The sequence below is a fragment of the Brevibacillus sp. 7WMA2 genome, from assembly GCF_010748895.1.
GTDB classification, from domain to species: domain Bacteria; phylum Bacillota; class Bacilli; order Brevibacillales; family Brevibacillaceae; genus Brevibacillus_B; species Brevibacillus_B halotolerans.
The window spans coordinates 3,504,611-3,530,784 of sequence record NZ_CP048799.1 but is presented as its reverse complement, the minus strand read 5'-3'; the positions used below and the strand labels follow the sequence as shown (position 1 = coordinate 3,530,784).

Here is a 26,174-nt window from a genome sequence, read left to right as displayed (position 1 = left end):
GGGGTGAGAAGCTATGTTTAAACGCCTATCTGCTGTTGAAGAGCGTTACGAAGAAGTTACAAACCTTTTGTGTGACCCCGACGTAATTAGTGATACAAAAAAGCTACGTGAACTCTCCAAAGAACAATCCTCTTTGGAAGATATGGTCACCGCGTACCGTGAATATAAATCTGTTCTTACTCAACTTGATGATTCCAAGGCTATGTTTGAAGAGAAATTGGACGATGAGATGCGTGAAATGGTTAAAATGGAAATCGCTGAGCTGTCCAAAAGCAAGGAAGAGCTGGAGAATCGTCTGAAAATCTTACTACTGCCAAAAGACCCGAATGATGATAAAAACGTTATCGTTGAAATTCGTGGTGCGGCAGGTGGAGATGAAGCGGCTTTATTTGCTTCAAGCTTATACCGAATGTACACTCGTTTTGCAGAGCGTCATGGCTTTAAAATTGACGTGATGGAAGCGAATGAAACTGATATTGGTGGCTTTAAAGAAATCGTGTTTGCTGTAAACGGTAGAGGTGCTTACAGCAAGCTTAAATTTGAGAGCGGCGCACATCGTGTACAACGCATACCGTCTACAGAGTCTGGCGGTCGTATTCATACGTCCACAGCTACTGTTCTGGTATTACCTGAGGTTGAAGAAGTAGACGTAGAAATTAGTGATAAAGATATCCGTATTGACACGTTCTGTTCTAGCGGAGCGGGTGGACAGTCTGTTAATACTACCAAATCAGCGGTGCGTGTTACTCACTTACCGACTGGTATCATGGTATCTTGTCAGGATGAGAAGTCTCAGCATTCCAATAAGGATAAAGCATTAAAAATTCTCCGTGCTCGTTTGTCTGATTTCTACCGTCAACAAGCGAACGCTGAAATTGATGCGAACCGTAAATCCTTAGTAGGTACTGGTGACCGCAGTGAGCGTATTCGTACCTATAACTTCCCGCAAAGTCGCGTAACGGATCACCGTATTGGTTTGACGCTTCATCGTCTGGAAGGTATCCTCGATGGAGATATGGATGAAATTATTGATAATCTCATTATGCACGAGCAAACGGAGCTAATGAAAAACGATGCCAGCGCATAAGATGGATTCGATAAATAATGTAAGAGAAGCCCTGCTTTGGGCTTCTTCCTTTTTAGAAGAAGCCGGAACAAAGGACCCGCGGTTTGAAGCTGAATTAATGATTCGTCATGTACTCAAGATGAATCGGGCGAGCTTCTTAGCATCTATGCCTGATCCGATTAAAGAGGAAGAGATAGCTTCTATTCGAATGTTACTTAAGCGAAGAGCTGCTCATGAACCGATTCAGTACATCTTGGGGGAACAAAATTTTTATGGACGTGATTTTATTGTAGCTCCAGGTGTATTGATTCCGCGTCCAGAAACAGAATTGTTAATAGAACAGGTTCTCTTGCATTCCCAACGAATTTGGAGTGCAGAACAGCCCTTATCTGTTGTAGATTTTGGGACGGGCAGTGGAGCAATTACGTTAACGCTGGCAGCGGAGAAGCCGAATTGGCAACTAACGACTGTGGATATTTCTTTGGATGCGATTGCGATTGCCAAGCAAAATGCTGAGCGATTAGATGTAGAAAAAAAAGTTCGTTTTATACAAGGGGATTTAGTTGAGCCAATCCTGGAAACAGGTGAGCGTGTGGATATCATCGTATCTAACCCGCCCTATATTCCAAGTACGGATGTAGACGAATTGGACAGGGAAGTTCTTGGCTATGAACCGCGTTTAGCTCTTGATGGTGGAGCGGACGGCTATATTTTCTATCGCAGAATATGTGAAGCATTACCGCAATTGCTGGCACCGACAGGACTGGTTGCTTTTGAAGTAGGGATATATCAGGCGAATACGGTAGCTCAACTGATGAAGGAATCAGGCGCCGTTGACGAAGTATTCATTTATCCTGATTTAGCAGGTATTGATCGGATAATTGTCGGCTATCGACTACACAATTAAAAATAGTTTATAGAACCGGGTTTATCATAGGCTCTTTGTGTCCATACTGTTTACTAGAGAAACAGTACATGAGGGGAGAGTTGGTTATGATGAAACGGTTCTTTTTTATCTTATTTGGCTTAATGATCGCGTTGATAAGCTGGGAAGGACAACTGGCATCGGCAAATATACATAACAATGGTCCGATTCCACAAGAATCTATTCGGCTGCGTATATTGGCAAATAGCGATTCCGTCGAGGATCAATGGCTAAAACGTGAAGTGCGTGATGCGATTATTGCTGAAATGAACAAATGGATAAAAGAGATTCATAGCTATGACCAAGCTCGTCTACTTGTAGCTGATCATATGAACGAGATTAAAAAAGTTGTGGATAAAACAATTGCTGATCGAGGCTATTCCTATCCGGCAGAGGTATATTTTGGCCGAGTTGAATTTCCTACTAAGCAATACGGTTCCTATATTTATCCTGCGGGTGATTATGAAGCTCTGCGTGTACGCATTGGGAAAGCAGAAGGACAAAATTGGTGGTGTGTCTTATTTCCTCCGCTATGCTTTATTGATTTATCGAATGGGGACGGAATTGCGAAAAGGGAAGAAACTGTGGATAACTTTTCAGGTGCTGTGGAAGAAGCGGTACAAGTGGAAGAATCTGAACACGATACAGTGGGAAATAAAGACTTGCAACTGCAATTTGATAAAGAAAATTCTGATTATTACAACAAAAAAGATGCAGGTATTGGACAGAAGGAAATGACGGAGAATATTGATATACCAGCTATTTCACCTAATAAACAAGCTTCTAACGTCGAAGTGCGCTCCTTTCTATGGGATAAACTTCGCTCCTGGTTTTAAACCGGGAAATAACATTGCTCCCCCTCAAGCCTGTCTTATGCGGATAGGCTTTTTTTAATAGAAAAGTCACAAAAATCTATAGTTTTATCCACAGGTTACCCACAGCCTGTTGAAAACTTTTTTCGAAAAACATATACTATGGAAGCGAAGCGAGCACGAATAACGAATAAGAAAGGGTTTATCGGATGGAACAGAATATACTGACAAAGGTTTGGGTTGTGGATAAGAATGTGGAAGAACAAAAAAGTTGTGCACATCTTGTGGATGCAGCAAAACTTGTCGAATCAGGAGAGCTTGTTGCGTTTCCTACCGAAACGGTTTATGGGCTAGGGGCGAACGCTTTATCTGATGAGGCTGTGGAAAAAATCTTCGTTGCTAAGGGTAGACCGAGTGATAATCCACTGATCGTCCATATTGGTGAAAAATCACAACTAGACACTGTGGCCACTGACATCCCTGTAAAAGCAAGACAGTTGATGGAGGCATTTTGGCCAGGTCCACTTACAATGTTTCTACCCAAGAAAGCAGGAATCGCCTCCAAAGTAACGGCTGGATTATCTACAGTGGGAGTACGCATGCCTGATCATCCTGTTGCGTTGGAATTGATTAAACAGGCACACGTTCCAATAGCAGCACCAAGTGCAAACCGCTCTGGACGTCCAAGCCCTACTACAGCTCAGCATGTCCTAGAGGATTTAGCTGGAAGAATCTCAGGGATTGTAGACGGAGGAAGCACAGGTGTAGGTGTGGAATCTACGACAATAGACATGACAGTGGAACCGCCGATGATTCATCGACCAGGTGGTATTACTGTGGAGCAAATTGAGCGTGTAATCGGAGAGGTGGCAATTGATCCGGCTTTCTTAACGGAGGAAAAGGAACAACCAATCTCGCCTGGAATGAAATATAAGCATTATGCCCCTAAAGGAGATTTATGGTTAGTATCTGGTCAAGAGGATAAAGTAAGAGCAAAAATGCTGGAGCTTTTAACAGAAGCAAAAGAACAAGGATTAACAACAGGAGTAATGGTACCTAGGGAACATCTGAAGCACTGGGATAATCATGCTCTAGTAGATGTAACGCTTCAATGTGGTTCATTGGCATCATTGGAGGAAGTAGCTCAGGATTTGTATACGGACTTACGCCGATTTGATGAGGAGCAGATTCAGTTTATTTTAGCGGAAACGTATCCACGTGAGGGTCTTGGGCTCGCTGTAATGAATCGTTTAGAAAAAGCAGCATCTCATCGAATTATAAAGGCCTAAACATCTAAAGGAACAACCTGTTATAGAAAAAGAATGTTTACCTCCCTGTCCGCATAAGGTGAAAAAGACAGGGGGGAAGAGTGTGGACGCTACAGTATTTCTTTGGGGACAATTTCTAACATTACTACTAATTGCGATTGCGTTGGGGATGGATGCGTTCTCACTGGGTATTGGGCTTGGTATGGTAGGTCTACGGTTGCGTAAAATTGTGAACATCAGCATTATGATTGGGTGTTTTCATGTTGCTATGCCTCTATTAGGCATTGCAATCGGCTCCTATCTCTCTGATATAGTAGGAGATATCGCTATTTTCATTGGAGGCAGTATCTTGATTCTCCTTGGCGTACATATGTTATGGAGCGTCTTTTTTGGAGAAAATGAGGGGAGTATAGTGAAAACATCAGGTCTTGGACTGATTTTATTTGCTATTAGTGTTAGTTTGGATGCCCTATCAGTTGGCTTCTCACTTGGTTTGATGACAGTGAACAAATGGCTGGCAGTTAGCATGTTTGGTATCGTTGGAGGGATGATGTCTTGTGCTGGGTTACTGCTGGGGAGAAGCGTCGGAGGCTGGATGGGTGAATATAGTGAAATTATTGGCGGTGTTATCCTGCTGATTTTTGGTTTAAAATTTATTTTGTAAGTAGTGTGGACAGAAAGGGGCACCAGAACATGCGAATTTTATTTGTTTGTACGGGCAATACTTGCAGAAGTCCCATGGCAGAAGTTCTTTTCCGTGAACAAGTAAAGGATTTACAAATGGAAATTGCCTCAGCGGGAGTTGCTGTGTTTGAGGGGCAGCCTGCTTCCTTGCATGCCCAACAGGTGCTAGGGGAAAAGGGACTAGCGCATGAGCATGCTTCGAAACAGATAACAAATGACCAAATAAATCAGGCTGACCTTATCATTACGATGACTCAAGGGCATAAAATAGCAATTTTGAGTCATTTTCCTGAAGCGACGGCAAAGGTATACTCATTAAAAGAGTATGCGTATGGAGAGCAAGGTGATATTACAGATCCTTACGGTGGAAGCTTAGAGATATATCGGGCTACAGCTCAGGAATTAGAAAAGGATCTACAAGCCGTACGCGAAAAACTACTAAAGATCGTAAACGAAAAGAATAACGAGTATCGTCAGGATATGGAATGAGTGAAAAAGGTGCTGGAACATTCCCAGGACCTTATTTATTTAAAACACGAACGATTAATTTATTTTATTGATTAATGTTTGTGTTTTGTTGGTAAAACAAGCTTTTCGTAGTTTCCATACTGTATTTCGTTAGGATAATCATGTATAATACATCATATGACGACAAAAGTGAGGGATTGCACAATGAAAGTAGCATTAGCAGCCGATCACGGCGGAGTACATCTAAAAGAAGAGATCAAAAAGCTTTTAACATCCATGCAGATTGCGTTCGAAGATTTTGGTTGTAATTGCGAGACCTCTGTTGATTACCCAGACTATGCCTTGCCTGTTGCGGAAAAAGTAGCTTCTGGAGAGTTTGACAGAGGTATTTTAGTATGTGGGACAGGTATTGGGATGTCCATTGCGGCTAATAAGGTACGTGGAATTCGTTGTGCATTAGTTCATGATACATTCTCTGCCAAAGCAACTCGTGAGCATAATGATACGAATATGCTAGCGATGGGAGAGCGAGTGATTGGACCTGGCCTAGCTCTTGATATTGTGAAAATTTGGCTAGGAACTGATTTTGAAGGTGGCCGTCATGAGAATCGCGTTAAGAAAGTGATGGATATTGAGGCCAAATATTCGGGAGTGAAGTAAAGTGGAAATTGCTCGTCTCAAGCAAGAGATCAGGGACTGTGTGCTGGAATTAGGTAAGGTAGCAAAGTTGCGTGCTGACCAGCTTCTGGTGATCGGTTGCAGTACGAGCGAGGTGATTGGTCAGCATATTGGTAAAGCAGGTAGCGAAGAAGTAGCTGGCGCTATCTGGAAGGGGATTGAAGAAGCTCGGCAACAAACAGGCTTTCAGCTTGCTTTTCAATGCTGTGAGCATTTAAATCGTGCCCTTGTTGTAGAACGTTCTATTTTAAGACAATATGGACTTGAAGAAGTAAGTGTTATTCCGGTACCGCGGGCAGGAGGAGCTATGGCAGCCTATGCCTATCAGCATATGCAAATGCCGGCTGTGGTAGAGCATATAAAAGCAGATGCTGGCCTTGATATTGGAGATACCTTTATCGGCATGCATCTGAAGCACGTGGTAGTTCCAGTTAGACTTAGTCGTAAACAAATAGGAGAGGCTCATCTTACAGCAGCCTATACACGACCAAAAATGATTGGCGGAGCACGAGCAGTTTATGAACGTATTGATCAATTAACTTGTACTTAAAGAAAAGCAACTTGGGTTGATATACAATGGTGAACGAAATAGAAGTGCAGATTACCAGGGAGGGATAAGATGATGTTCGATATCTTAAAAGAAAAAGATCCACAAATTACAGAAGCTATTCGTTTGGAATTAGGTCGCCAGCGTGACAAGATTGAGCTAATTGCCTCAGAAAACTTTGTTAGTCGTACTGTAATGGAAGCGATGGGGACTGTACTTACTAACAAGTATGCGGAAGGTTATCCGGGTCGCCGCTATTACGGTGGTTGTGAATATGTGGATATTGCAGAAAACATCGCACGTGATCGCGTCAAGGAAATTTTCGGTGCAGAACATGCCAACGTACAGCCGCATTCTGGCGCTCAAGCTAACATGGCGGTTTACTTTACCATTCTACAGCCAGGAGATACTGTATTGGGCATGAACTTATCCCATGGCGGTCATTTAACCCATGGTAGTAGCGTTAACTTCTCAGGTACTCTCTATAATTTTGTTGAATATGGTGTGGATGAAGAGACGCATCTGATTAACTATGAGATCGTTCGAGAAAAAGCATTAGAACACAAACCAAAATTGATTGTAGCTGGTGCAAGTGCGTATCCGCGTGAGATTGATTTTGCTAAGTTCCGTGAAATTGCGGATGAGGTTGGAGCTTATCTCATGGTTGATATGGCGCATATCGCTGGCCTTGTCGCAGCAGGCTTACATCAAAATCCAGTACCGCATGCTCATTTTGTTACATCCACTACACATAAAACATTACGCGGTCCGCGCGGTGGCTTAATTCTTTGCAAGGAAGAGTTTGCCAAAGCAATCGACAAATCTGTATTCCCAGGAATACAGGGTGGACCATTGATGCATGTCATTGCGGCAAAGGCGGTAGCCTTCGGTGAAGCGCTACAACCAGAATTTAAAGAATACTCCCAGCGTGTAGTCAACAATGCTCGTGCTTTTGCTGCGGCACTACAGGAGGAAGGATTACAGCTAGTGTCTGGTGGTACGGATAATCATCTAGTATTAGTAGACGTACGAAATCTAGAGCTTACAGGTAAGGTGGCAGAGCATCTTCTTGATGAAGTAGGTATTACGACAAACAAAAATACAATCCCATTTGATCCAGCTAGCCCGTTTGTAACAAGCGGTGTACGCATGGGTACGCCAGCGGTTACTAGTCGTGGATTTGATGAGGAGGCAATGAAGGAAGTAGCTGGCATCATTGCTTTGACCCTGAAGAATCCAGAGGATCAAGCTAAGCATGCAGAAGCTCGTGAACGTGTTGCCGCATTAAACAAGAAGTTCCCGCTGTATGAAGGATTGTCTATCTAATCTTTCAGAAACTATTTTTAAACAACCATAAATAATAAACAGGTCCACCTGCCTTACGAGGAGAGGGCCTGTTTTTCTGTGTGTTTCTTCCTATTTATATTTCAATATAGGCGGGGGAAAACTAGCGGGAGAAGCAAACGCACGACATTGATATCAGATATAAGTCAATATTTTCAGGCAAATTGACGTGATAGCTTTGCTCCTTTATGATAAGAAAAGCTTATTTCAAGGAGCCATGAGCTTCGTGTACATAATGGATTTGCTAATAATGAAACGGAGGTACTAACATGAGCCGTGTATATGTATTTGACCATCCTTTGATTCAGCATAAGTTGACGTTTATTCGTGATAAAAATACAGGAACAAAAGAATTTCGCGAGTTGGTAGATGAAGTAGCAACTCTTATGGCGTATGAAATTACCAGAGATATGCCTTTAGAAGAGGTAGAAATCCAAACACCAGTAGCAACTTGTAAATCCAATGTAATTGCAGGTAAAAAAGTAGGGCTCGTACCGATTTTGCGTGCTGGATTAGGCATGGTTGACGGTGTACTGAAATTAATTCCTGCCGCAAAAGTAGGGCATGTAGGGCTGTATCGTGATCCGGAAACGTTGCAACCGGTAGAATACTATGTAAAATTACCATCCGATGTTGCTGAGCGTGAGTTGATTGTTATTGACCCTATGCTAGCAACAGGGGGTTCGGCAGTTGCTGCTATTGAAGCTCTGAAAAAACGTGGTGCTAAGAACCTCAAATTAATGTGTTTAATCGCTGCTCCCGAAGGAATTAAGGTCATCCAAGACGAACACCCAGATGTAGATATCTTCGTAGCGAAAGTAGACGAATATCTGGACGATCATGGCTATATTATTCCTGGACTAGGAGATGCCGGAGATCGTTTATACGGAACGAAATAGGGGGTGTCTTGCTGATGAAAAAGATAAAAGTAATGACGGTATTCGGGACAAGACCGGAGGCTATCAAGATGGCTCCGCTTGTTCACGAGTTAAAAAAACATAAAGAACAGATTGAATCTATCGTATGCGTGACAGCACAACATCGACAAATGTTGGATCAGGTTCTGGAAATTTTCCAGATCACGCCTGACATGGATTTAAATATTATGAAGGATCGTCAGACTTTGATCGACATCACCACCCGTGCATTAGAAAGCTTGGATAAAGCGATCAAAGAGGCACAACCAGATATCGTGCTCGTACATGGCGACACCACGACAACCTTCGTTGCAAGCTTGGCTTCCTTCTACAATCAGGTAGCGATCGGACATGTTGAAGCTGGTCTTCGTACGTGGGACAAGTATTCTCCATTCCCGGAAGAGATGAATCGCCAGCTGACAGGAGTTATGGCTGATCTTCATTTTTCACCAACAGAAGGATCGGCAGATAATTTACGCCGCGAGAACAAGCAAGAGCAAGCCATTTATATTACGGGGAATACTGCGATTGATGCATTACAGACAACTGTGAAGTCTGACTATCAGCATCCTGTCTTGGAAAAGGTAGCAGGCAAAAAGATGGTGTTGATGACAGCCCATCGTCGTGAAAATCTAGGTGATCCAATGCGCCGTATCTTCCGAGCTGTGCGTAAATTGGTAGATGAGCATGAAGAGATCGCTGTGGTTTACCCTGTGCATCTAAACCCAGCGGTGCAGGAAGTGGCACAAGAGTTCTTGGGGAACCATGATCGTATCCATTTAATTGATCCGTTAGATGCGTTTGACTTCCACAACTTTGCTCGTCATGCTCACTTGATTCTGACTGACTCAGGTGGAGTGCAGGAAGAAGCTCCTTCTCTTGGGGTACCGGTACTTGTCTTGCGTGACACCACAGAGCGTCCAGAAGGAATCGCGGCTGGTACGTTGAAATTGGCAGGCACAGATGAGCAACAGGTATATGAGATGGCAAATGAATTGTTAACCAACTCAGTGGCATATGAACAAATGGCGCAAGCAGCAAATCCATATGGAGACGGAAAGGCATCGGAAAGAATTGTGAAAGCAATCCTGTACCATTTTGGTTACATTTCTGATCGCCCAGTCTCTTTTCAACCAAGTCAAGAGAAGTTATTATCTAAATAAAGCATATAAAAGAGGCGTTTTTTCAGAACGTCTCTTTTCCTTTTGTGGCAAATAAAAATCGCGAAAAAAAACTGAAACTTGTGGGCGATTCGCTACGTCTAAACATTGTAATGGATAGGAAAAAAGAGAAAGTTTAGCCAATGGAGAGGGGTTTCAACAATAATGAAAAAGAAGCCAGCTCGGTTTCTGTCGTTAATGCTGGCTACAACTGTAGCATGCGGGGCAATTATTCCTGTTGTGCTGCCTGCCTATGTAGTAGAAGCTGCGACTGTAGGACCGTTAACAATGGTTTGGCAAACGCCAATTGGGGAAGGTACAATCTTAACGCATTATGAAAAGGTCTATGGAAACCAGAAAAGCAAAATCTACATAACAAAAGTCGATCTGAATAATGAATACGTAGAAGTGAAGCCCATTTACGGGACAAATGGACATGTAACAGAAAAACAAAGCATTACGAAAATGACAAATGAAGCAGGAGCAGTTGTTGGTGTAAATGCCGACTTTTTCAATATGTCTCTACGTGGTGCACCATTCGGAATTGTTGTAAAAGATGGACAAACGATTTCTTCAATGGGACATTTACCGTATTACTACAGCTTAGGGATAACTGCGGATAAGACAGCCGCTATTGAGCGATTTGGGTTCACGGGGCTGGTTACCTCGCAAAACGGTAAAAACATGAGCCTGCGCGGAATTAATAAGGAAGAGTACTCTTCTTCAGCAGGTAAAAGCCATGAGAACCAGCTTAATATGTATACATCTGCCTTTGGGAAGACCAGTCTAGGGACAATTAAAGGCTATAAAGGTGTGGTTGAGGTAGTCTTTCGCAATGGCATAGCTACTGAGGTTCGAGTGGATCAGCCTGGAGCGGCAATTCCTGCCGATGGCTTTGTTTTATGGGGACACGGGACAGCTGCTCAATTTTTGCAACAAGAGTTTCCTGTAGGCTCTTCTGTGACTGTAGATTCACAAACTACTCCTAATTCAAAAGAGTGGGCCCAAGCCGTGGGGGGGCATGCTTTGCTAGTTAATCAGGGAAAAGTAGCTAACATTTCCGCTGATAAAGCAGTTATGGGGAAAACAGCCCGGACTGGTGTCGGCGTCTCTAAAGACGGAAAGACACTCTACATTGTAAGTGTAGAGCAAGGCAGTGCCAGCCGTGGGGTAACATTGGTCGAATTTGCTCAGATCATGGTTGAAGCTGGCTCTTATATGGCGGCCAATTTTGATGGCGGTGGTTCACAAACATTAGCCGTTCGCATGCTAGGGGAAACAGAAGCCAAATTGGCCAATCGCCCTATGCAGGGAGTAGAACGTCGTGTTCCAACGGGATTAGGTGTATTTAATACGGCACCTGCCGGGGACTTGGCTGGATTCCAATTAACAGGACCTACTGAAACACTAATTGGACAGGCTATTCAATTTGGAACCAAAGCATATGACAACCACTATTTACCTTATAAAATTGACGCAAACCAGATTTCTTGGGGAGTAGATGGGGATTCTGGATCATTTGAAGGAAGCTCATTTATCGCTCGTCAATCAGGTACATCTGTTGTTACGGCTAGCGTCAATGGAATTCAGACGAAGAAAAATATTCATGTCGTTAGTGGTGCTGAGGTAGAGCAGGTGATGGTATCGCCATCTCCACTTACCGTAATGCCAGGTCAAACATTGCCACTCGATATTAAAATCAAAACGAAAAAAGGGCAGTTGGTCACAGCAACGCCATTATCTGTTACAACCACTGTAAGCAATGAGCTTGTACATATTAATGAACAAATGCAGTTGGTTGCTGGAGAACAAACAGGACAAGCTACCTTGACTGTATCTTATGACGGTAAATCGACCACGGTACCAATTACAATAGGGGCTACAGAGCAGCAATGGATCAATTTTGATAATATTGCCGGCATTTCGTTTGCAGGAAATCCAGAAGGGTTAACTTCGAAGGGCTCCTTCTTGCTCCAAAGTGAACAAGTGCATCGTTCTGGTAAATCTGCTAAATTAACGTATGATTTCAGCGGAGCATCATCTGCCAATACCCGTTTCGCCTATGGAAAAATGGGGGTAGCTCCTATAGCGATTCCGGGACAGCCTATTGGTATGGGCTTGTGGGTTTATGGGGATAACAGTAACCACTGGCTTCGCGCTGAAGTAATAGATAGCAAGGGCAAAACACATTATGTTGATCTTGCCAAGGAGATAGACTGGACTGGTTGGAAACAGCTTAGAGGCTACTTCCCATCAAATGCGGCTTATCCTCTACAACTGAAGAGTATCTATATTGCTAATTTGCCTGAAGGCTCTGAATCGCGCCCGGAAAAGGGAAGCATCTATATGGACGATGCGACACTGTTGGTACCATACGGTCAACAGTTTAGCGATATTGCCAACCACCCTTATAAAAAAGAGATTCTTTATATGGCGGAGCAGGAGTTTGTAAAAGGGCTGTCTGCTAACAAATTTGGCCCAGACGTCCCATTAACACGCGCTCAATATGTTGCGCTATTAGCTAGGGTGTTTAATTGGGAGCTACCCAACCAACCTAAATTGAACTTCAAAGATCAAGTGCCTTCATATGCGCAAGGTGCAGTACAGGTAGCGGTGTCCATGGAATTGGTGAAAGGGTATAAGGATAATACCTTCCGTCCAGATCAGCCTGTTACACGAGCAGAAGCAGCTATCATACTGGATCGAATCCTGCAACAGCAAGCTACTCCAAAAGTAAAGCTGAAGGATCAGAATCAAATTGCTTCATGGGCATCAGCCTCTGTTTCAAATATAGTAGGACTAGGATTAATTGATCCAATCCAAGGAAGCTTTAAACCTGACAGCCCAACCACACGCGCTGTTTGTGTTGCCGCCTTGTATCGTTTGATTCAACGATAAAGGAAGGACTTAGCCGTCTTTTGCTATCTGCCAAAGACGGCTTTTTTCTATTAAACTGTAATATGTGATTTCATTCTAAAAATTACCTGTTTACTTTTTGGTTATTTCTACTATAGTAATAATGGGAAACTTATAAATAGAATAATCTAAGGGATATCTGTCTCCTTAAAAATATGGTAATATATAGCTTAGTTACTAATTATTGTTATTAAAAGACTGAAGATTCACAAGTGACAAAATTAACTAACTAAAGCTTGCGATCTGATGTTTTTAAGGAGTGGATATGATGAAAGGTAGCGATGTAGTTATTGTCAGTGCTGTGCGCACTGCCATCGGTAGTTTTCAAGGAAAGTTATCTTCTGTAAGCGCAACCAGATTAGGAGCAGTAGTGATTGAAGCGGCACTTGCCAAAGCAGGTCTTGATAAACAGCATGTAGACGAGGTCGTGATGGGGAACGTATTGCAGGCGGGACTTGGGCAAAACCCAACGCGTCAGGCGGCCATGCTAGCAGGCATTGGTGAGGAGAAACCCTCATTGACTATTAATAAAGTCTGCGGGTCAGGATTAAAAGCTGTACATATAGCTTATCAGGCTATCGTGTCTGGAGAAGCAGATGTGGTAGTTGCAGGTGGTATGGAAAATATGAGTCAGGCTTCTTATTTATTAGAAGGGGCCAGAGACGGGTATCGCATGGGTGATCAAAAGGTCGTAGACTCCATGATCCGCGATGGGCTTTGGTGTGCCTTTAATGACTATCATATGGGAATAACAGCTGAAAATCTTTGCGAACGTTATCAGATAAGCCGAGAAGAACAGGATGAATTTGCGGCTTGGAGCCAACAAAAGGCAAACAAAGCGATTCAAGAAGGACGTTTTTTAGATGAGATCGTCCCTGTCACTATCCCGCAAAAAAAGGGAGAGGCTATTTTGTTTGAGCAAGATGAGTTCCCGCGAGCAGGTGCAACGGTGGATGCATTAGCTAAACTGCGACCTGCTTTTAAAAAGGACGGGAGCGTCACGGCAGGAAATGCCTCAGGAATTAATGATGGGGCTGCAGCACTAGTCTTAATGTCTTATGCAAAGGCAGAAGAGCTGGGGATTAAGCCTTTAGCTGCAATAGTTGCCAATGCAAGCGCTGGAGTCAATCCGCAAGTAATGGGACTAGGCCCAGTACCGGCTACAGAAAAGGCTCTAAAGAAGGCGGGGCTTTCTATAGATCAAATAGATCTGATTGAAGCCAATGAGGCTTTTGCGGCACAAGCAATAGCGGTTGGGAAGGAATTAGGCCTTGATCGAGAGAAGCTAAATGTGAACGGTGGAGCGATTGCCCTTGGTCATCCAATTGGAGCAAGCGGGGCTCGCGTTCTGGTTGGTCTTGTCCATGAAATGTTGAAACGAAGCGATTCTCGCTATGGTCTAGCTACCTTATGCATAGGTGGCGGTCAAGGAATTTCAACAATAATCAAAATAATATAGACAAATTGTGAAAAGTTTGTGTCCTACAGTTCGACAAGTTGACAATGTAGATAAATCTTCGTTAATATGTTAAGGTGTCAACCAAGCTCTTCCATTTCTGGTCTGAAGGGAGAAGCGAACTTGTCAAAAAAGGTAAATAACCCATGGAAAGCTATCGGATTAGTAAGCATGATTGGAGCAGATCTAGCAATATGTATCATAGCCGGAGTCTTATTTGGACAGTATTTAGATGAATGGTTACATACGGCTCCTTGGCTCATGATTGTCGGGCTGTTTCTAGGGTTGGGCGTAGGTATTGTAAGCGTATACCAAATGATACGTCCTTATCTGTAGGGAGATGTAACATGCAAACATTCTATACTGCCGTACGTAATATCATCCGCTGTGTTTTATGGTCTATTGCCCTTATCGGGGTTCTATGGTTTCTCCTACCTGATTATAGATTGTTTTTTCAGTCATTACTGTTGGGTAGCTTTGCAAGTCTTATCAATGGACTTCTCCTTTATCTGAAGGTATGGAAAATTACTGGTAATATAGGAAAAACCAAGGGAATAGGAATGGTGCAGAGGTTTGCAGTTACAATTATAGCAGTTTTTATAGCCCTAAGATTTCCAGAATTGTTTCAAATTATGGGAGTTATTATTGGACTGCTAGTATTTCAAGTGTTTTCGATTATTTTTGTGTATTACAATCTTAAAAATAGATGATTAGTTCAATATTTGTTAACTGTTTTTCAACAAGTTAAGAGGTAGAATAAAGAGTAAGCTCTTAAAAGGTTGACTAAGGAAGTATTTTTTGAGGGAAAGGGGTGAACAAATTTTGGATCATTGGTCATTAAAATTTAAGCTCGGTGGACTCGTATTCGATATTCCGACCATGCTTATGATTACGTTGACAGCTATTTTGGTTTTTGTCCTACTGGTTGTTTTATCTCGTCAATTAACGACAGGTGTTCCAGGTGGAAGACAAAACCTTCTAGAGTGGATTGTCGATTTCATCAATAACTTGGCAAGATCGGTTATGGATGCAAAAACGGCTGCAAGGTTTATTACACTTGCTGTAACAGTTTTTCTCTATATTATTCTAGGGAACTGGTTAGGGCTAGGTCTTAACGTAGTTACGCTGCATCACAACGACCCTGCTCAAAATAAGGTAGTTAACGAACAAGTTGTTGAGATGTTGACGATTTCTGGGACTCCTGAGGCTCAGGCTAAGAAAATCGAAAAAGTGGAACATGCACTTGAACCAGGTGGCCATGGCATACACATCGCATGGTGGAAGTCTCCAACGGCTGCTGCAAGTGTGACCTTCTCGCTGGCGCTTACTATCCTTCTTTACTCTCAATACGTGGATATTCGACGTCATGGGCTAGGTACGTACCTAAAGCATTTTCTTAACCCACTCCATATCCTTGAAGAACTGGTTATTAAGCCATTAACACTTCCACTCCGTTTATTTGGTAACATTTTTGCCGGGGAAGTTTTGATTGCCTTCTTAATGAGCACCGGTGTCTTTATTGGTAGTATCCCATTATTAGCGTGGCTTGGTTATTCCGTCTTCGTAGGGGCAGTTCAAGCTTATATCTTCACGACCCTTACAATCATATATATTTCGCAGAAAACGAATGATGGTCACTAATTTTTAATCAACAGAAACTTGAGGAGGATTATTTTAATGAATACTTTGGCTTTAGCAATCGGTATTATCTTTGGTTTAGCTGCATTAGGTGGAGCAATCGGTAACTCACTAGTTATCTCTCGCACAATTGAAGGTGTTGCACGTCAACCAGAAGCTCGTGGTAGCTTGATGGGTCTTATGCTTCTAGGGGTAGGTCTTGTTGAAGCGGTGCCTATCATCGCGGTTGCGGTTGGTTTCATTCTTTACTCCCAAATGTAATTTTACGGGGCGAAGGCTAGCAGGCTAGGCCTTCGCCTTGTTTATGCAACAGTAAAAGATCATTGATTTTTTATCTTTACTTAAAATACTCTTCTGAACCAGGAAGGAGTGAATAGCATGCTAGAGTTTGGAGCGGTAACCCTTGAAGGGGGCACGATGCTCTTTCAAGTACTCGCATTCCTGATACTTCTTTTAGTTGTTAGGAAATTTGCAGTTGGCCCTATAACACAAATCATGGAAAAACGTCGTCAATACGTTGCATCAGAAATTGAAGCAGCAGAACGTAACCGTAAAGAAGCGGAAGGACTACTAGCTGAACAGCGCCGCTTGTTAGAAGAAGCTCGTCAAGAAACAAAAGCTCTAATTGAGCGTGCAACTCGTCAAGCACAAGAAGAAGAAGCGCGTATTAAGAAAGAGGCAGAAGAAACGGCGGCTCGTCTGAAAGCGGAAGCAAGTGCAGAAATTGCTCGCGAGACAGAGAAAGCTAAAGAAGAACTACGTACGCAAATGGCAAGTCTATCTGTTATGTTGGCTTCTAAAATTATTGAAAAAGAATTGGACGAAGCTACACAAAAATCCACGATTGATCAGTTCCTGAAACAAGTAGGGGATCGCTTATGAGTGGAGCATTAGCAAAACGTTACGCGCGTGCTCTGTTTGAGATTGCAGAAGAGCGTGGACTCATTGATCAAATTGAAGGTGAGTTAAAAGACCTTGCTGAAGCATTAAAACAGGTACCTGACTTCCATAAATTATTTACGCATCCTCGTATTGCCGTTGCTTCTAAGAAAGAGTTGCTGGAGGAGCTTTTCAAAGGAAAAGCTTCGCAGGAAGTAATCAACTTTCTTTTTGCGTTAGTAGACAACAAACGTGAAAGTGAATTCGCAGAAATAACCAGAGCATACGTAGAAATGGCCAACGATAAACGTGGCTTTGCGGATGCCGTTGTTACTACAGCTAAACCACTGAGCCAGGAAGAATTAGAAGAGCTTGCTATTCAGTTTGGTCAAATGCTGAATAAAAAGCTACGCTTCGAAAGCGTAATAGACCCTACTATTATTGGTGGAGTCGTTGTGAAGATTGGCGATCGTTTATATGACGGTAGCTTGAAAACGAAATTAGAGCATTTTGCGCATCAAATATAAGACGCTGGGTTGAATGGGGTGAATCGTAAGTGAGTGCAATCAGACCTGAAGAAATTAGCTCGCTCATCAAAGAGCGCATCGCTAATTATAAAGCTGAGATCGAAATCGCTGACGTAGGTACGGTTATCACTGTTGGTGACGGTATTGCGCGCGTACATGGTTTGGAAAAAGCAATGGCCGGTGAGCTTCTTGAGTTCCAAAACGGCGTTATGGGTATGGTACTCAACTTGGAAAGCGATAACGTAGGGGTAATTATCCTTGGAGCTTTCCGTGACATTAAAGAAGGTGACACGGTTAAACGTACTGGCCGTGTAATGGAAGTACCAGTAGGGGAAGCGCTATTAGGTCGCGTAGTTAACCCACTTGGTCAACCGATTGACGGATTGGGTCCAATTGCGACTACGGAATTCCGTCCTATCGAAAACAATGCTCCTGGTGTAATGGCACGTAAATCCGTTCATGAGCCATTGCAAACAGGTATTAAAGCTATTGACTCCATGGTACCGATCGGTCGTGGTCAGCGTGAGTTGATCATCGGTGACCGTCAAACAGGTAAAACATCTGTTGCTTTGGATACCATCATCAATCAAAAGGGTAACGGCATGATTTGTATCTACGTTGCCATTGGTCAAAAGCAATCAACAGTTGCTGGCGTAGTTGAAACACTTCGTAAGCATGGTGCTCTTGATTATACAATCGTTGTTTCCGCTACAGCTTCTGATCCAGCTCCATTGCTGTATCTAGCTCCTTATGCGGGTGTAACAATGGGTGAGTACTTCATGTACAAGGGCGGACATGTCCTATGTATTTATGATGACTTATCTAAACAAGCGGCAGCTTATCGTGAGTTGTCCCTATTGCTTCGTCGTCCTCCAGGTCGTGAGGCATACCCTGGTGACGTATTCTACTTGCATTCCCGCTTGTTAGAGCGTGCAGCCAAATTATCTGATGAACTAGGAGCTGGTTCTCTAACAGCACTTCCTTTCATCGAGACTCAAGGTTCTGACGTATCTGCGTACATTCCAACGAACGTTATCTCCATCACAGATGGACAGATCTTCTTGGAAACCGATTTGTTTAACGCAGGTCAACGTCCAGCGGTTAACGCAGGTATCTCCGTATCCCGCGTAGGTGGTTCCGCACAGATTAAAGCAATGAAAAAAGTAGCTGGTCCACTTCGTTTGGACTTGGCACAATATCGTGAGTTGGCTGCGTTTGCGCAGTTCGGTTCCGATTTGGATAAAGCAACACAAGCTCGTTTGACTCGTGGTGAGCGTGTTGTTGAAATCCTAAAACAACCTTCATACCAACCAATGCCTGTTGAAAAGCAAGTTATCTCTATCTTCGCTGCGACAAAAGGCTTCCTAGACGAAATTGCTGTGGAAGACGTTCGTCGTTTCGAAAAAGAATTGCTTGCCTTCATCGACTCCAATAAACCACAGTTGTTCGAACATATCCGTACAACAAACGAATTACCGGATGAAAAAGAATTAGGAGCAGCGATCGAAGAGTTTAAAAAAGGCTTTGCTCCAAGCCGTTAATCTTCGGCATCGATAGATTTTGTGCATGCTGGGTTCAGAAGAATTCAGCATGCATTTCCCAAGGTGGTGAAAATGAGTGGCTCAAGGTATTCGTGAAGTAAAACGACGTATAAAAAGCGTTAAAAACACGCGTCAGATCACGAAAGCGATGAAGATGGTGTCTACTGCAAAACTTCGCCGTGCCCAAGACCAAGCGCAAGCGGCTCGCCCGTATGCTCAAAAGGTTCAAGAGGTAGTAGCAAGTATTGCCGCAGGAAGCACTGGCTTTAAACATCCGATGCTTCAAACCCGTCCGGTGAAGAAGACAGGATATATCGTAATTACTTCTGACCGTGGACTCGCAGGAGGATATAACGGGAATATCATCCGTAAGGTTCTTCAGGCGGCTAACGAAAAGCATAAATCTAAAGATGAGTATGCGATCTTTGTTATCGGACGCAAAGGCCGCGATTTCTTTGTGAAACGTAACTATCCTGTTATTGAAGAGGTAGTTGGAATGCCGGAAAACCCTAGTTTTTCTGACATTAAGCAAATTGCGTACACAGCAGTTAAATTATATGCGGAAGAACAGATCGACGAACTCTATCTCTGCTATAACGAATTTGAATCTGCTATCTCGCAAGTTCCACAGGTGAAACGCCTGTTGCCACTTCAATCAATTGAATCGGATTCACAGGCCTCTACAGTTAACTATGATTATGAGCCTTCTGCAGAAGAGGTTCTCGCAGTGCTTTTGCCAAAATATGCAGAAACGCTAATCTATAGTGCTGTATTGGATGCGAAAGCTTCAGAGCACGGAGCGCGTATGACCTCGATGGGTAATGCGACTGATAATGCATCTGATATTATCGATCGTTTGACACTCTTCTATAACCGTGCTCGTCAGGCAGCCATCACGCAAGAAATCTCCGAGATTGTTGCGGGTGCGAACTCACAAGTATAACAAAGACAGTTATAAAGGCTTCCAATTAGCTTTTAGGAGGGAAGATTTAAGATGGCGAAAGGGCGCGTAGTTCAGGTAATGGGACCGGTTGTTGACATTGAATTCGACAATGGTCACCTGCCTGCTATCTATAATGCGATCAAAATTTCTTATAAAGCACAAAGCTCCGGGGAACGCGACATTGATCTAGTATGTGAAGTTGCGCTTCATTTGGGAGATAACCAAGTTCGTACAGTTGCGATGTCTTCTACAGACGGTTTAATCCGTGGTATCGAAGCAATCGACACAGGTGCACCAATTTCTGTACCTGTAGGTGAAGTTACATTGGGCCGCGTATTTAACGTATTAGGCGATCCAATCGACGAAGTAGAAATGAACGATGTTCCTCGTCGTGATCCGATTCACCGTCAAGCACCTGCTTATGAAGACCAAGCAACTTCTACTGAGATCCTAGAAACAGGTATCAAGGTTGTTGACTTGCTAGCACCATACGTAAAAGGTGGTAAAATTGGTCTATTTGGTGGTGCGGGTGTAGGTAAAACCGTACTAATTCAGGAATTGATCAATAACATCGCGCAAGAGCACGGCGGTATCTCTGTATTCGCTGGTGTAGGTGAGCGTACTCGTGAGGGTAATGACCTTTACCACGAAATGAAGGATTCCGGTGTTATCGCTAAAACAGCGATGGTATTTGGACAAATGAACGAACCACCAGGTGCACGTCTACGTATCGCACTGACTGGTCTTACAATGGCTGAGTATTTCCGTGATGAAGAAGGCCGTGACGTACTTCTGTTCATCGATAACATTTTCCGTTTCACGCAAGCTGGTTCTGAGGTATCCGCCCTTCTTGGACGTATGCCATCTGCGGTAGGTTACCAACCAACACTTGCTTCTGAAATGGGTAGCTTGCAAGAGCGTATCACTTCCACGAAAAAAGGTTCTGTTACTTCTATTCAAGCGATCTACGTACCAGCGGATGACTATACTGACCCAGCACCTGCTACTACGTTTGCTCACTTGGATGCAACAACTAACCTGGATCGTGGTATTTCCGAGTTGGGTATCTATCCAGCGGTTGACCCGCTAGCTTCTACTTCTCGTGCACTAGCACCTGACATTGTAGGTCAAGAACACTATGAAGTAGCTCGTGGCGTACAGACAATCCTACAACGTTATAAGGAATTGCAAGATATCATCGCGATCCTAGGTATGGATGAGTTGAGCGATGAGGACAAACAAACCGTAGCGCGCGCACGTCGTGTACAACGTTTCTTGTCCCAGCCTTTCCACGTTGCTGAACAATTTACTGGATTCCCTGGTAAATATGTACCAGTTAAGGAGACTGTTCGTAGCTTTAAAGAAATTCTTGATGGTAAACATGATGATTTGCCAGAGTCAGCTTTCCTATTTGTAGGTACGATTGAAGAAGCAGTTGAAAAAGCAAAGAACATGAAGTAAGACAACCCTGAAAGGGGAGACGGTAATGAGCAAAATGGTAATAGAGATCGTTACTCCTGAACGGGTTGTCTATAGCGGAGAAGCCACAATGGTCATTGCACGAGGCGTTGAAGGTGAGTTAGGTATTCTTCCTAACCATACGCCGCTAGTGACTCCGTTAAAAATTGCTCCTGTTCGGATTAAGCAAGAAGGCGACAAAGAGACCGTAATCGCAGTTAGCGGCGGCTTCATGGAAGTTCGCGGCCAAGAGGTAACGATTTTAGCAGAAGCAGCAGAGCAATCAACAGACATTGATGCAGCTCGTGCAGAATTAGCAAAACAACGTGCCGAAAAACGTCTCAATGAGAAGTTTCCAGATCTTGACGTTCATCGCGCTGAGTATGCCCTACAACGCGCAGTTGTACGTTTAGATGTGGCACGCCACAAGTAAGCGAAAATCCCCAGGCATTTTAATATGCTTGGGGATTTTCTTTTGGAAGTTGGAAATCTGCCTCTAGTTATGTGTATAATAAACCTAATGTACTTGAGGATTACTAAGAGGTACTCTGTGAAACGCAGTTGTGGATAAGGAGAGTGTAATATGCAAACGATACAAGATCTTCGCACAAAAGGTAGCGACGATATTATTATTCCGAAAGGCTATGATATGCATGGCTGGAGCACCGTGTTCTCTCATGAGATGAACGTATTATTTAAAGCCGTTTGCTATGCGGTGAGCAAGCTAGAGACAAAAGAAGAAATGTTAAAGTCCATCTATTCTACTAGAGCATTGGAAGGAACTTTCGATACATTGGATAAAAATAAATTCCATGACGAAGAGAACTATGAAAACTATGTGGCTCTATTGGAGAAGTACGCTAACTTTTTGAAGCGTTCTAACTATGAGTATCCGGCAACAGCTCAGGAAGCGTTAGATATGTTCATTAAGTGGGGACTAGTAATTGATAAAGGAACAAGCCTAGATGTACCAGTAGATCCCTTCCCAGAAGTAGTAGATACATTCGAGCTTCGTGATGATGAAATGTTCGCTTTGTATCACATTCGTTTGGAGTCGTTGATTCATCCAGTATTTAGCCAGTTAGTAATGTATCTACATGAAAAAGAAGAGAATGAATTCTCGTTATCCAAAAATGAGATCAAGGAAATTCTAGGAGGCATTAACGATAATATGCTAACAGAAGTCTTGATCAAATTAACACCATACCTAGAAGAGCCGATTGAACGTTTCCAAGAAATTCCGGATAATGAAAAAATGGAATTCAAAGTGGTATGGGAGCGTATTTACGAGGATTTCTTGGGTACAGATAATCCGCAAGCTCTTCAATAGACGTTATTCAAAATACAAATTTTACCATAAAAAATTAAAAATGACTGCCCTTTAACGTATAGACAATTATACGGAAGGGCAGTTTTTTTAAATTTTGTAAAAACATGACTTTAGGCCTAAAGGAATAAAGAAAAATATAGAGAAATTAATATGTACTGATTTTTTAGAAAACTCAGTATGCCATTATATTTTTTAAAAATTTATTATTTTTAGGAGGGATCATCGTTGTTACGAAAACCTAAAAAGATTACATCAATAGCACTAGCTACTAGCTTGTTGCTAGGAGTTATCCCGTATAATGTTATGGCGGCGACTCCAAAAGAAGGTTTAGAATTGGACGCCCTATTAGACGTTAACGAGTTAACAAAGGCAAAGGTAACGGGAGAAACTGATGAGGAAGTTTCTACTGGCCCTGCGTACATATCTCCTGCTTTGGATACCAAGTCTTCTAAAATGGTCACGGTTATTGTCCAATTAAAAGCTGACCCAGTTGTTGTAACGAAAGGAAAGTCGAAAAGTTCTGAAAGAGAAGCCCGTTCACTAGTATCTGATGATCAGGATGATTTTGAAGGACTTATTGAAGACAAGGGCCTTGATGTAGATATCGAGAAGAGGTTTGAAGAAGTATTTAATGGAATGGTAGTGACTCTGCCTGCAAATGAAATCCCTAAGCTGGCTGAACTGCCTAATGTAAAAGCTGTTTATAACAACATTAACTACTATTCCCAACCAGAGGTAGAGGTTGTATCTGAGGCAGCCGAGCTACCACCGGGACATTATGACGCGAACCCTCTGAAAGCAATGAAAATACCTGAGATGTGGAAGCTAGGCTACACGGGAAAAGGCTTAAAAGTAGGTGTTATTGACACCGGTGTGGACTATTTGCACCCTGACTTAAAGGATGCCTATAAGGGTGGTTATGACTCCTACGACGATGATGATGACCCATATGAGCAAAAGCCAATCCCAGTTGAAGAAGATCCAGAGGGGAAAGGTTATAAAGGCTCACATCACGGTACTCACGTAGCCGGCACAATTGTGGGACGAGCTTCCAATAAAACATCCGATGTTCATGTTCGTGGAATTGCCTATGAGGCTGACCTTTATTCATACCGTGTATTAGGACGACATGGCGGAAGCTCGGCTCAAGTAATTGATGGAATTGAACGTGCTGTTAAAGATGGCATGGATGTTATCAATTTGTCGTTAGGCTCTGATTTGGAAAAGAGCCCTGACTCACCTGATGCTATCGCATTAAATAATGCTGTATTGGCTGGGGTTATTCCAGTGGTAGCTAACGGAAATGCTGCTAATAATAATCCAAATCAATATTATTATACAGCCGGATCTCCAGCAGGAGCTAAGTTAGTTATTTCTGTAGGAGCAACTACGCCACCAGTAGAGCTGTATACCAGTACAGCTACTACCTCCTTCGGTAAAAACTATGAATTTAAAGTAGCAAGTTATGAAACAGGTCTAAATGATTTTGCGAAGATAGTGGGTACAGATGCCCTCCCGCTTGTATTTGCTAACCTAGGAATGAATTCTGATTTTGCTAAAGTAGATGTGAAGGGCAAAGTGGTCTTAGTTTCACGCGGTGGAGTAGCCTTTGTGGAAAAGATCTCCAGTGCGAAAAAAGCGGGAGCAAAAGCGATTATTATTTATAATGGCAATGATGCAAATGGAGACGGCATTGCAGATCCAGATCCGGTAGGCCGTGACGATTACTTTAATTCCTATCTTGGCGATCAAATGGATGCAATTCCTACCTTTGATATGAAAGGAAAAGAAGGCCGTGAATTGGTGAAGCTAATTCAAGCTGATCCAAGCAAAGCTACCATTACGTTTAGCAGCGAGTATCCTAAGACGGAAGAAAAAGGCGATCTAATGGCTGACTTTAGTTCGCGTGGACCAGCTATGGATGATGAGTACTCAATTAAGCCAGATGTTTCGGCTCCAGGGGTAAGTATCCTGTCAGCTAAGCCAACATGGAAAAAGGATTTCCCAGATGCGAATTACGATCATGCATACCAACGCCTAAACGGTACAAGTATGGCGACACCGCATGTAGCAGGTCTGGTATTGCTTTTAAAACAGGCTCACCCAGATTGGACGCCATTTGATGTAAAGGCGGCTATGGCTAATACTGCTGTTGAAATCAAGGATGGCAATGGTGTTCTATATGATGTGTATTCCCAAGGCTCTGGTCGTGTAGATGGTTTGGCAGCGCTAAAAACACCAGCTCTGCTACAAACAGTTGAAAAGACCAAAATCCTAGATAAAAACATGAATGAAAAGTATGTTACCAACTACGGAACAAATGTTAGCTTTGGCTTAGTTTCCAGAGACATGAAAAAACCGTTAGTTAGAACTCTTCAATTAAAAAATACTTCCGATGAAGAGGTTGAATACGAAGCAGAAGTTATTATGCACGAAAAGGTAACATCTGTACCAGGGAAACCAGCGACAACTACTAATGTGGACAACCTGAAAGTGAAGCTGTCAGAGGATGACTTCACCGTAAAAGCTGGAAAGTCCTTACAATTTAATTTGCAGATAGAGGCTAAGAAAAAAGTAAAGGACGGCGTATATGAAGGTGAAGTTCGTCTGAAGAGCCAGGATGGACACCCTGACTTGCATCTGCCGTTTGTTATTCATGTAGGTGATGAAAGAGAAGAAAACAAATTCGGTTTTGATAGCTTTAAGCTCTCCAGCACTCAGGTTAATCCGGATTCACTCACTTTCTCTGCATCTGCCGACTTGCAGGCAAAGGATATTAATCTCATTGAGCTACAGATTTGGGGTCTAAATGACGAGAAGCTAGGTACAATGGCTGTAGAGAAGAAGACAGACAAAAAAGGAAATCTTCAGTTATTGAAACCAGGAAAGCTTTCCTTTAAAAACCTAACTGGGGAATATGTAAGTACAAAAACTGGTAAACTGACTAAGCCGGAAAACGGAAAATATAAAGTAAGAATCTTTGGATATCAGTATGATCCAGAGAATCCAGTTGAAAAAGAGGAAGATATAAAAATTAAATATGAGGCTTGGAGTGCTATTTCCATTCAAGGTCCAGTTGATGAAGAAGACCGTGAAGACATCAGGGAATTAGTTAACGAAGCAGCCGATGATTTCTCTGCAAAGATTGTCAATGTAAGCGAATTGAATAAGCAAGTGTTGAAGCTACCGAATGAAACAGATGAAATTACTTATAAAGTGGTAGAAAGCTCTAACCCTGATTTGATCGACAACGATGGCTTCCTAGTAAAATTGCCAAAGAAAAAACAGAAAAAGCCAGTATATCTTACCGTTTATGTATCTTCTGTAAAGGTGCCTTCGATTAAAAAGGCAGTCGTTGTAGATGTAGTGCTGCAACCGAATAAAGGTAAGGGAAAAGGAAAAGGTAGACTTCCTGCTCCAAGCGAAGTAGAAGAACAAGTTGAACAACAAGTTGAGCAGCAACTTAAGCAGCAAGCTGAACAAACTGAGCAACAAGTGGCCGAACCTACTGTTCAGTAAGACAGTTGCATGTTTAGGAGGAACTAACTCCAAGTAACAAAGGGTCTTACCTGCACATCTCTGCTGCAGGTAAGACCCTTATATTTTATTCGCGTAAT

General features: G+C 42.8%; 25 protein-coding genes. All 25 read left to right on the top strand.

Translation table 11 applies throughout. The features are described 5' to 3' along the window. The first annotated feature begins 13 nt into the window (after positions 1 to 13). The 25 genes from prfA (at position 14) to GOP56_RS14715 (ending at position 26,076) form a co-directional block, all read left to right on the top strand. The gene (prfA, locus tag GOP56_RS14835; RefSeq protein WP_003334228.1) at positions 14 to 1,087 is read left to right on the top strand and encodes a peptide chain release factor 1; all 1,074 of its coding nucleotides are present in this window, start codon (positions 14 to 16) and stop codon (positions 1,085 to 1,087) included. Then, positions 1,074 to 1,973, top strand: a complete 900-nt coding sequence (gene prmC, locus GOP56_RS14830; RefSeq protein ID WP_163245940.1) for a peptide chain release factor N(5)-glutamine methyltransferase — start codon at positions 1,074 to 1,076, stop codon at positions 1,971 to 1,973. Before prfA ends, prmC begins: the two co-directional genes overlap by 14 nt. A gap of 86 nt (positions 1,974 to 2,059) precedes the next feature. Next, entirely contained in the window at positions 2,060 to 2,827 is a 768-nt protein-coding gene (gene spoIIR, locus GOP56_RS14825) for a stage II sporulation protein R (RefSeq protein WP_163245939.1), read from the top strand. A 185-nt stretch (positions 2,828 to 3,012) separates the two neighbouring features. Beyond that, the gene (locus GOP56_RS14820) at positions 3,013 to 4,092 is read left to right on the top strand and encodes an L-threonylcarbamoyladenylate synthase (protein WP_068792172.1); all 1,080 of its coding nucleotides are present in this window, start codon (positions 3,013 to 3,015) and stop codon (positions 4,090 to 4,092) included. 82 nt (positions 4,093 to 4,174) lie between these two features. Continuing rightward, a complete protein-coding gene (locus GOP56_RS14815; protein ID WP_003334233.1) occupies positions 4,175 to 4,735 on the top strand; it encodes a manganese efflux pump MntP in 561 nt (186 codons plus the stop codon). Between the two features lie 29 nt (positions 4,736 to 4,764). Beyond that, entirely contained in the window at positions 4,765 to 5,244 is a 480-nt protein-coding gene (locus GOP56_RS14810) for a low molecular weight protein arginine phosphatase (RefSeq protein ID WP_003334234.1), read from the top strand. 183 nt (positions 5,245 to 5,427) lie between these two features. Further along, positions 5,428 to 5,883 (top strand): ribose 5-phosphate isomerase B, encoded by a 456-nt coding sequence (gene rpiB / locus GOP56_RS14805; RefSeq protein ID WP_003334235.1) that lies wholly within the window; start codon positions 5,428 to 5,430, stop codon positions 5,881 to 5,883. Between the two features lies 1 nt (position 5,884). Then, entirely contained in the window at positions 5,885 to 6,451 is a 567-nt protein-coding gene (locus tag GOP56_RS14800) for a TIGR01440 family protein (protein ID WP_163245938.1), read from the top strand. A 69-nt stretch (positions 6,452 to 6,520) separates the two neighbouring features. Next, complete coding sequence (gene glyA, locus GOP56_RS14795; RefSeq protein ID WP_371807970.1) at positions 6,521 to 7,774, top strand: serine hydroxymethyltransferase; 1,254 nt, start codon at positions 6,521 to 6,523, stop codon at positions 7,772 to 7,774. Between the two features lie 287 nt (positions 7,775 to 8,061). Continuing rightward, positions 8,062 to 8,691 carry a uracil phosphoribosyltransferase gene (upp, locus tag GOP56_RS14790; RefSeq protein WP_003334238.1) on the top strand — a complete coding sequence of 210 codons (630 nt, stop codon included), beginning with the start codon at positions 8,062 to 8,064 and terminating at the stop codon, positions 8,689 to 8,691. Positions 8,692 to 8,705: 14 nt separating this feature from the next. Then, positions 8,706 to 9,872, top strand: a complete 1,167-nt coding sequence (gene wecB / locus GOP56_RS14785; RefSeq protein WP_022586149.1) for a non-hydrolyzing UDP-N-acetylglucosamine 2-epimerase — start codon at positions 8,706 to 8,708, stop codon at positions 9,870 to 9,872. A gap of 162 nt (positions 9,873 to 10,034) precedes the next feature. Then, a complete protein-coding gene (locus GOP56_RS14780; RefSeq protein WP_163245937.1) occupies positions 10,035 to 12,767 on the top strand; it encodes a phosphodiester glycosidase family protein in 2,733 nt (910 codons plus the stop codon). Between the two features lie 286 nt (positions 12,768 to 13,053). Next, positions 13,054 to 14,244, top strand: coding sequence for an acetyl-CoA C-acetyltransferase (locus GOP56_RS14775; RefSeq protein WP_163246860.1), 1,191 nt, complete (start codon positions 13,054 to 13,056; stop codon positions 14,242 to 14,244). A gap of 120 nt (positions 14,245 to 14,364) precedes the next feature. Further along, entirely contained in the window at positions 14,365 to 14,577 is a 213-nt protein-coding gene (locus GOP56_RS14770) for an AtpZ/AtpI family protein (protein WP_022586152.1), read from the top strand. Positions 14,578 to 14,588: 11 nt separating this feature from the next. After that, the gene (locus GOP56_RS14765; protein WP_022586153.1) at positions 14,589 to 14,951 is read left to right on the top strand and encodes an ATP synthase subunit I; all 363 of its coding nucleotides are present in this window, start codon (positions 14,589 to 14,591) and stop codon (positions 14,949 to 14,951) included. An 88-nt stretch (positions 14,952 to 15,039) separates the two neighbouring features. After that, on the top strand, positions 15,040 to 15,882 hold the full coding sequence (atpB, locus tag GOP56_RS14760) for a F0F1 ATP synthase subunit A (RefSeq protein ID WP_003334245.1): 843 nt from the start codon (positions 15,040 to 15,042) through the stop codon (positions 15,880 to 15,882). 36 nt (positions 15,883 to 15,918) lie between these two features. Continuing rightward, complete coding sequence (gene atpE, locus GOP56_RS14755; protein ID WP_003334246.1) at positions 15,919 to 16,140, top strand: F0F1 ATP synthase subunit C; 222 nt, start codon at positions 15,919 to 15,921, stop codon at positions 16,138 to 16,140. Between the two features lie 117 nt (positions 16,141 to 16,257). Then, the gene (atpF, locus tag GOP56_RS14750; protein WP_003334247.1) at positions 16,258 to 16,761 is read left to right on the top strand and encodes a F0F1 ATP synthase subunit B; all 504 of its coding nucleotides are present in this window, start codon (positions 16,258 to 16,260) and stop codon (positions 16,759 to 16,761) included. Further along, positions 16,758 to 17,285, top strand: coding sequence for a F0F1 ATP synthase subunit delta (locus tag GOP56_RS14745; RefSeq protein WP_003334248.1), 528 nt, complete (start codon positions 16,758 to 16,760; stop codon positions 17,283 to 17,285). Before atpF ends, GOP56_RS14745 begins: the two co-directional genes overlap by 4 nt. A 29-nt stretch (positions 17,286 to 17,314) precedes the next feature. After that, positions 17,315 to 18,826, top strand: coding sequence for a F0F1 ATP synthase subunit alpha (gene atpA, locus GOP56_RS14740; RefSeq protein WP_003334249.1), 1,512 nt, complete (start codon positions 17,315 to 17,317; stop codon positions 18,824 to 18,826). Positions 18,827 to 18,902: 76 nt separating this feature from the next. Next, complete coding sequence (gene atpG, locus GOP56_RS14735) at positions 18,903 to 19,769, top strand: ATP synthase F1 subunit gamma (protein WP_003334250.1); 867 nt, start codon at positions 18,903 to 18,905, stop codon at positions 19,767 to 19,769. Positions 19,770 to 19,820: 51 nt separating this feature from the next. Beyond that, positions 19,821 to 21,230 (top strand): F0F1 ATP synthase subunit beta, encoded by a 1,410-nt coding sequence (gene atpD / locus GOP56_RS14730; RefSeq protein WP_003334251.1) that lies wholly within the window; start codon positions 19,821 to 19,823, stop codon positions 21,228 to 21,230. Between the two features lie 25 nt (positions 21,231 to 21,255). After that, positions 21,256 to 21,660 (top strand): F0F1 ATP synthase subunit epsilon, encoded by a 405-nt coding sequence (locus tag GOP56_RS14725; protein ID WP_003334253.1) that lies wholly within the window; start codon positions 21,256 to 21,258, stop codon positions 21,658 to 21,660. A gap of 150 nt (positions 21,661 to 21,810) precedes the next feature. Next, positions 21,811 to 22,557, top strand: coding sequence for a DUF6042 family protein (locus tag GOP56_RS14720; RefSeq protein ID WP_003334254.1), 747 nt, complete (start codon positions 21,811 to 21,813; stop codon positions 22,555 to 22,557). 225 nt (positions 22,558 to 22,782) lie between these two features. After that, a complete protein-coding gene (locus GOP56_RS14715) occupies positions 22,783 to 26,076 on the top strand; it encodes a S8 family serine peptidase (RefSeq protein WP_163245936.1) in 3,294 nt (1,097 codons plus the stop codon). The last annotated feature ends 98 nt before the right edge of the window (positions 26,077 to 26,174 follow it).

What these genes read in the sequence shown, in the direction of transcription:
- prfA (WP_003334228.1), top strand. Translation starts at nt 14, where the DNA reads ATGTTTAAACGCCTATCTGCTGTTGAAGAGCGTTACGAAGAAGTTACA.
- prmC (WP_163245940.1), top strand. Translation starts at nt 1,074, where the DNA reads ATGCCAGCGCATAAGATGGATTCGATAAATAATGTAAGAGAAGCCCTG.
- spoIIR (WP_163245939.1), top strand. Translation starts at nt 2,060, where the DNA reads ATGATGAAACGGTTCTTTTTTATCTTATTTGGCTTAATGATCGCGTTG.
- GOP56_RS14820 (WP_068792172.1), top strand. Translation starts at nt 3,013, where the DNA reads ATGGAACAGAATATACTGACAAAGGTTTGGGTTGTGGATAAGAATGTG.
- GOP56_RS14810 (WP_003334234.1), top strand. Translation starts at nt 4,765, where the DNA reads ATGCGAATTTTATTTGTTTGTACGGGCAATACTTGCAGAAGTCCCATG.
- rpiB (WP_003334235.1), top strand. Translation starts at nt 5,428, where the DNA reads ATGAAAGTAGCATTAGCAGCCGATCACGGCGGAGTACATCTAAAAGAA.
- glyA (WP_371807970.1), top strand. Translation starts at nt 6,521, where the DNA reads ATGATGTTCGATATCTTAAAAGAAAAAGATCCACAAATTACAGAAGCT.
- upp (WP_003334238.1), top strand. Translation starts at nt 8,062, where the DNA reads ATGAGCCGTGTATATGTATTTGACCATCCTTTGATTCAGCATAAGTTG.
- wecB (WP_022586149.1), top strand. Translation starts at nt 8,706, where the DNA reads ATGAAAAAGATAAAAGTAATGACGGTATTCGGGACAAGACCGGAGGCT.
- GOP56_RS14780 (WP_163245937.1), top strand. Translation starts at nt 10,035, where the DNA reads ATGAAAAAGAAGCCAGCTCGGTTTCTGTCGTTAATGCTGGCTACAACT.
- GOP56_RS14775 (WP_163246860.1), top strand. Translation starts at nt 13,054, where the DNA reads ATGAAAGGTAGCGATGTAGTTATTGTCAGTGCTGTGCGCACTGCCATC.
- GOP56_RS14765 (WP_022586153.1), top strand. Translation starts at nt 14,589, where the DNA reads ATGCAAACATTCTATACTGCCGTACGTAATATCATCCGCTGTGTTTTA.
- atpE (WP_003334246.1), top strand. Translation starts at nt 15,919, where the DNA reads ATGAATACTTTGGCTTTAGCAATCGGTATTATCTTTGGTTTAGCTGCA.
- atpF (WP_003334247.1), top strand. Translation starts at nt 16,258, where the DNA reads ATGCTAGAGTTTGGAGCGGTAACCCTTGAAGGGGGCACGATGCTCTTT.
- GOP56_RS14745 (WP_003334248.1), top strand. Translation starts at nt 16,758, where the DNA reads ATGAGTGGAGCATTAGCAAAACGTTACGCGCGTGCTCTGTTTGAGATT.
- atpD (WP_003334251.1), top strand. Translation starts at nt 19,821, where the DNA reads ATGGCGAAAGGGCGCGTAGTTCAGGTAATGGGACCGGTTGTTGACATT.
- GOP56_RS14725 (WP_003334253.1), top strand. Translation starts at nt 21,256, where the DNA reads ATGAGCAAAATGGTAATAGAGATCGTTACTCCTGAACGGGTTGTCTAT.
- GOP56_RS14720 (WP_003334254.1), top strand. Translation starts at nt 21,811, where the DNA reads ATGCAAACGATACAAGATCTTCGCACAAAAGGTAGCGACGATATTATT.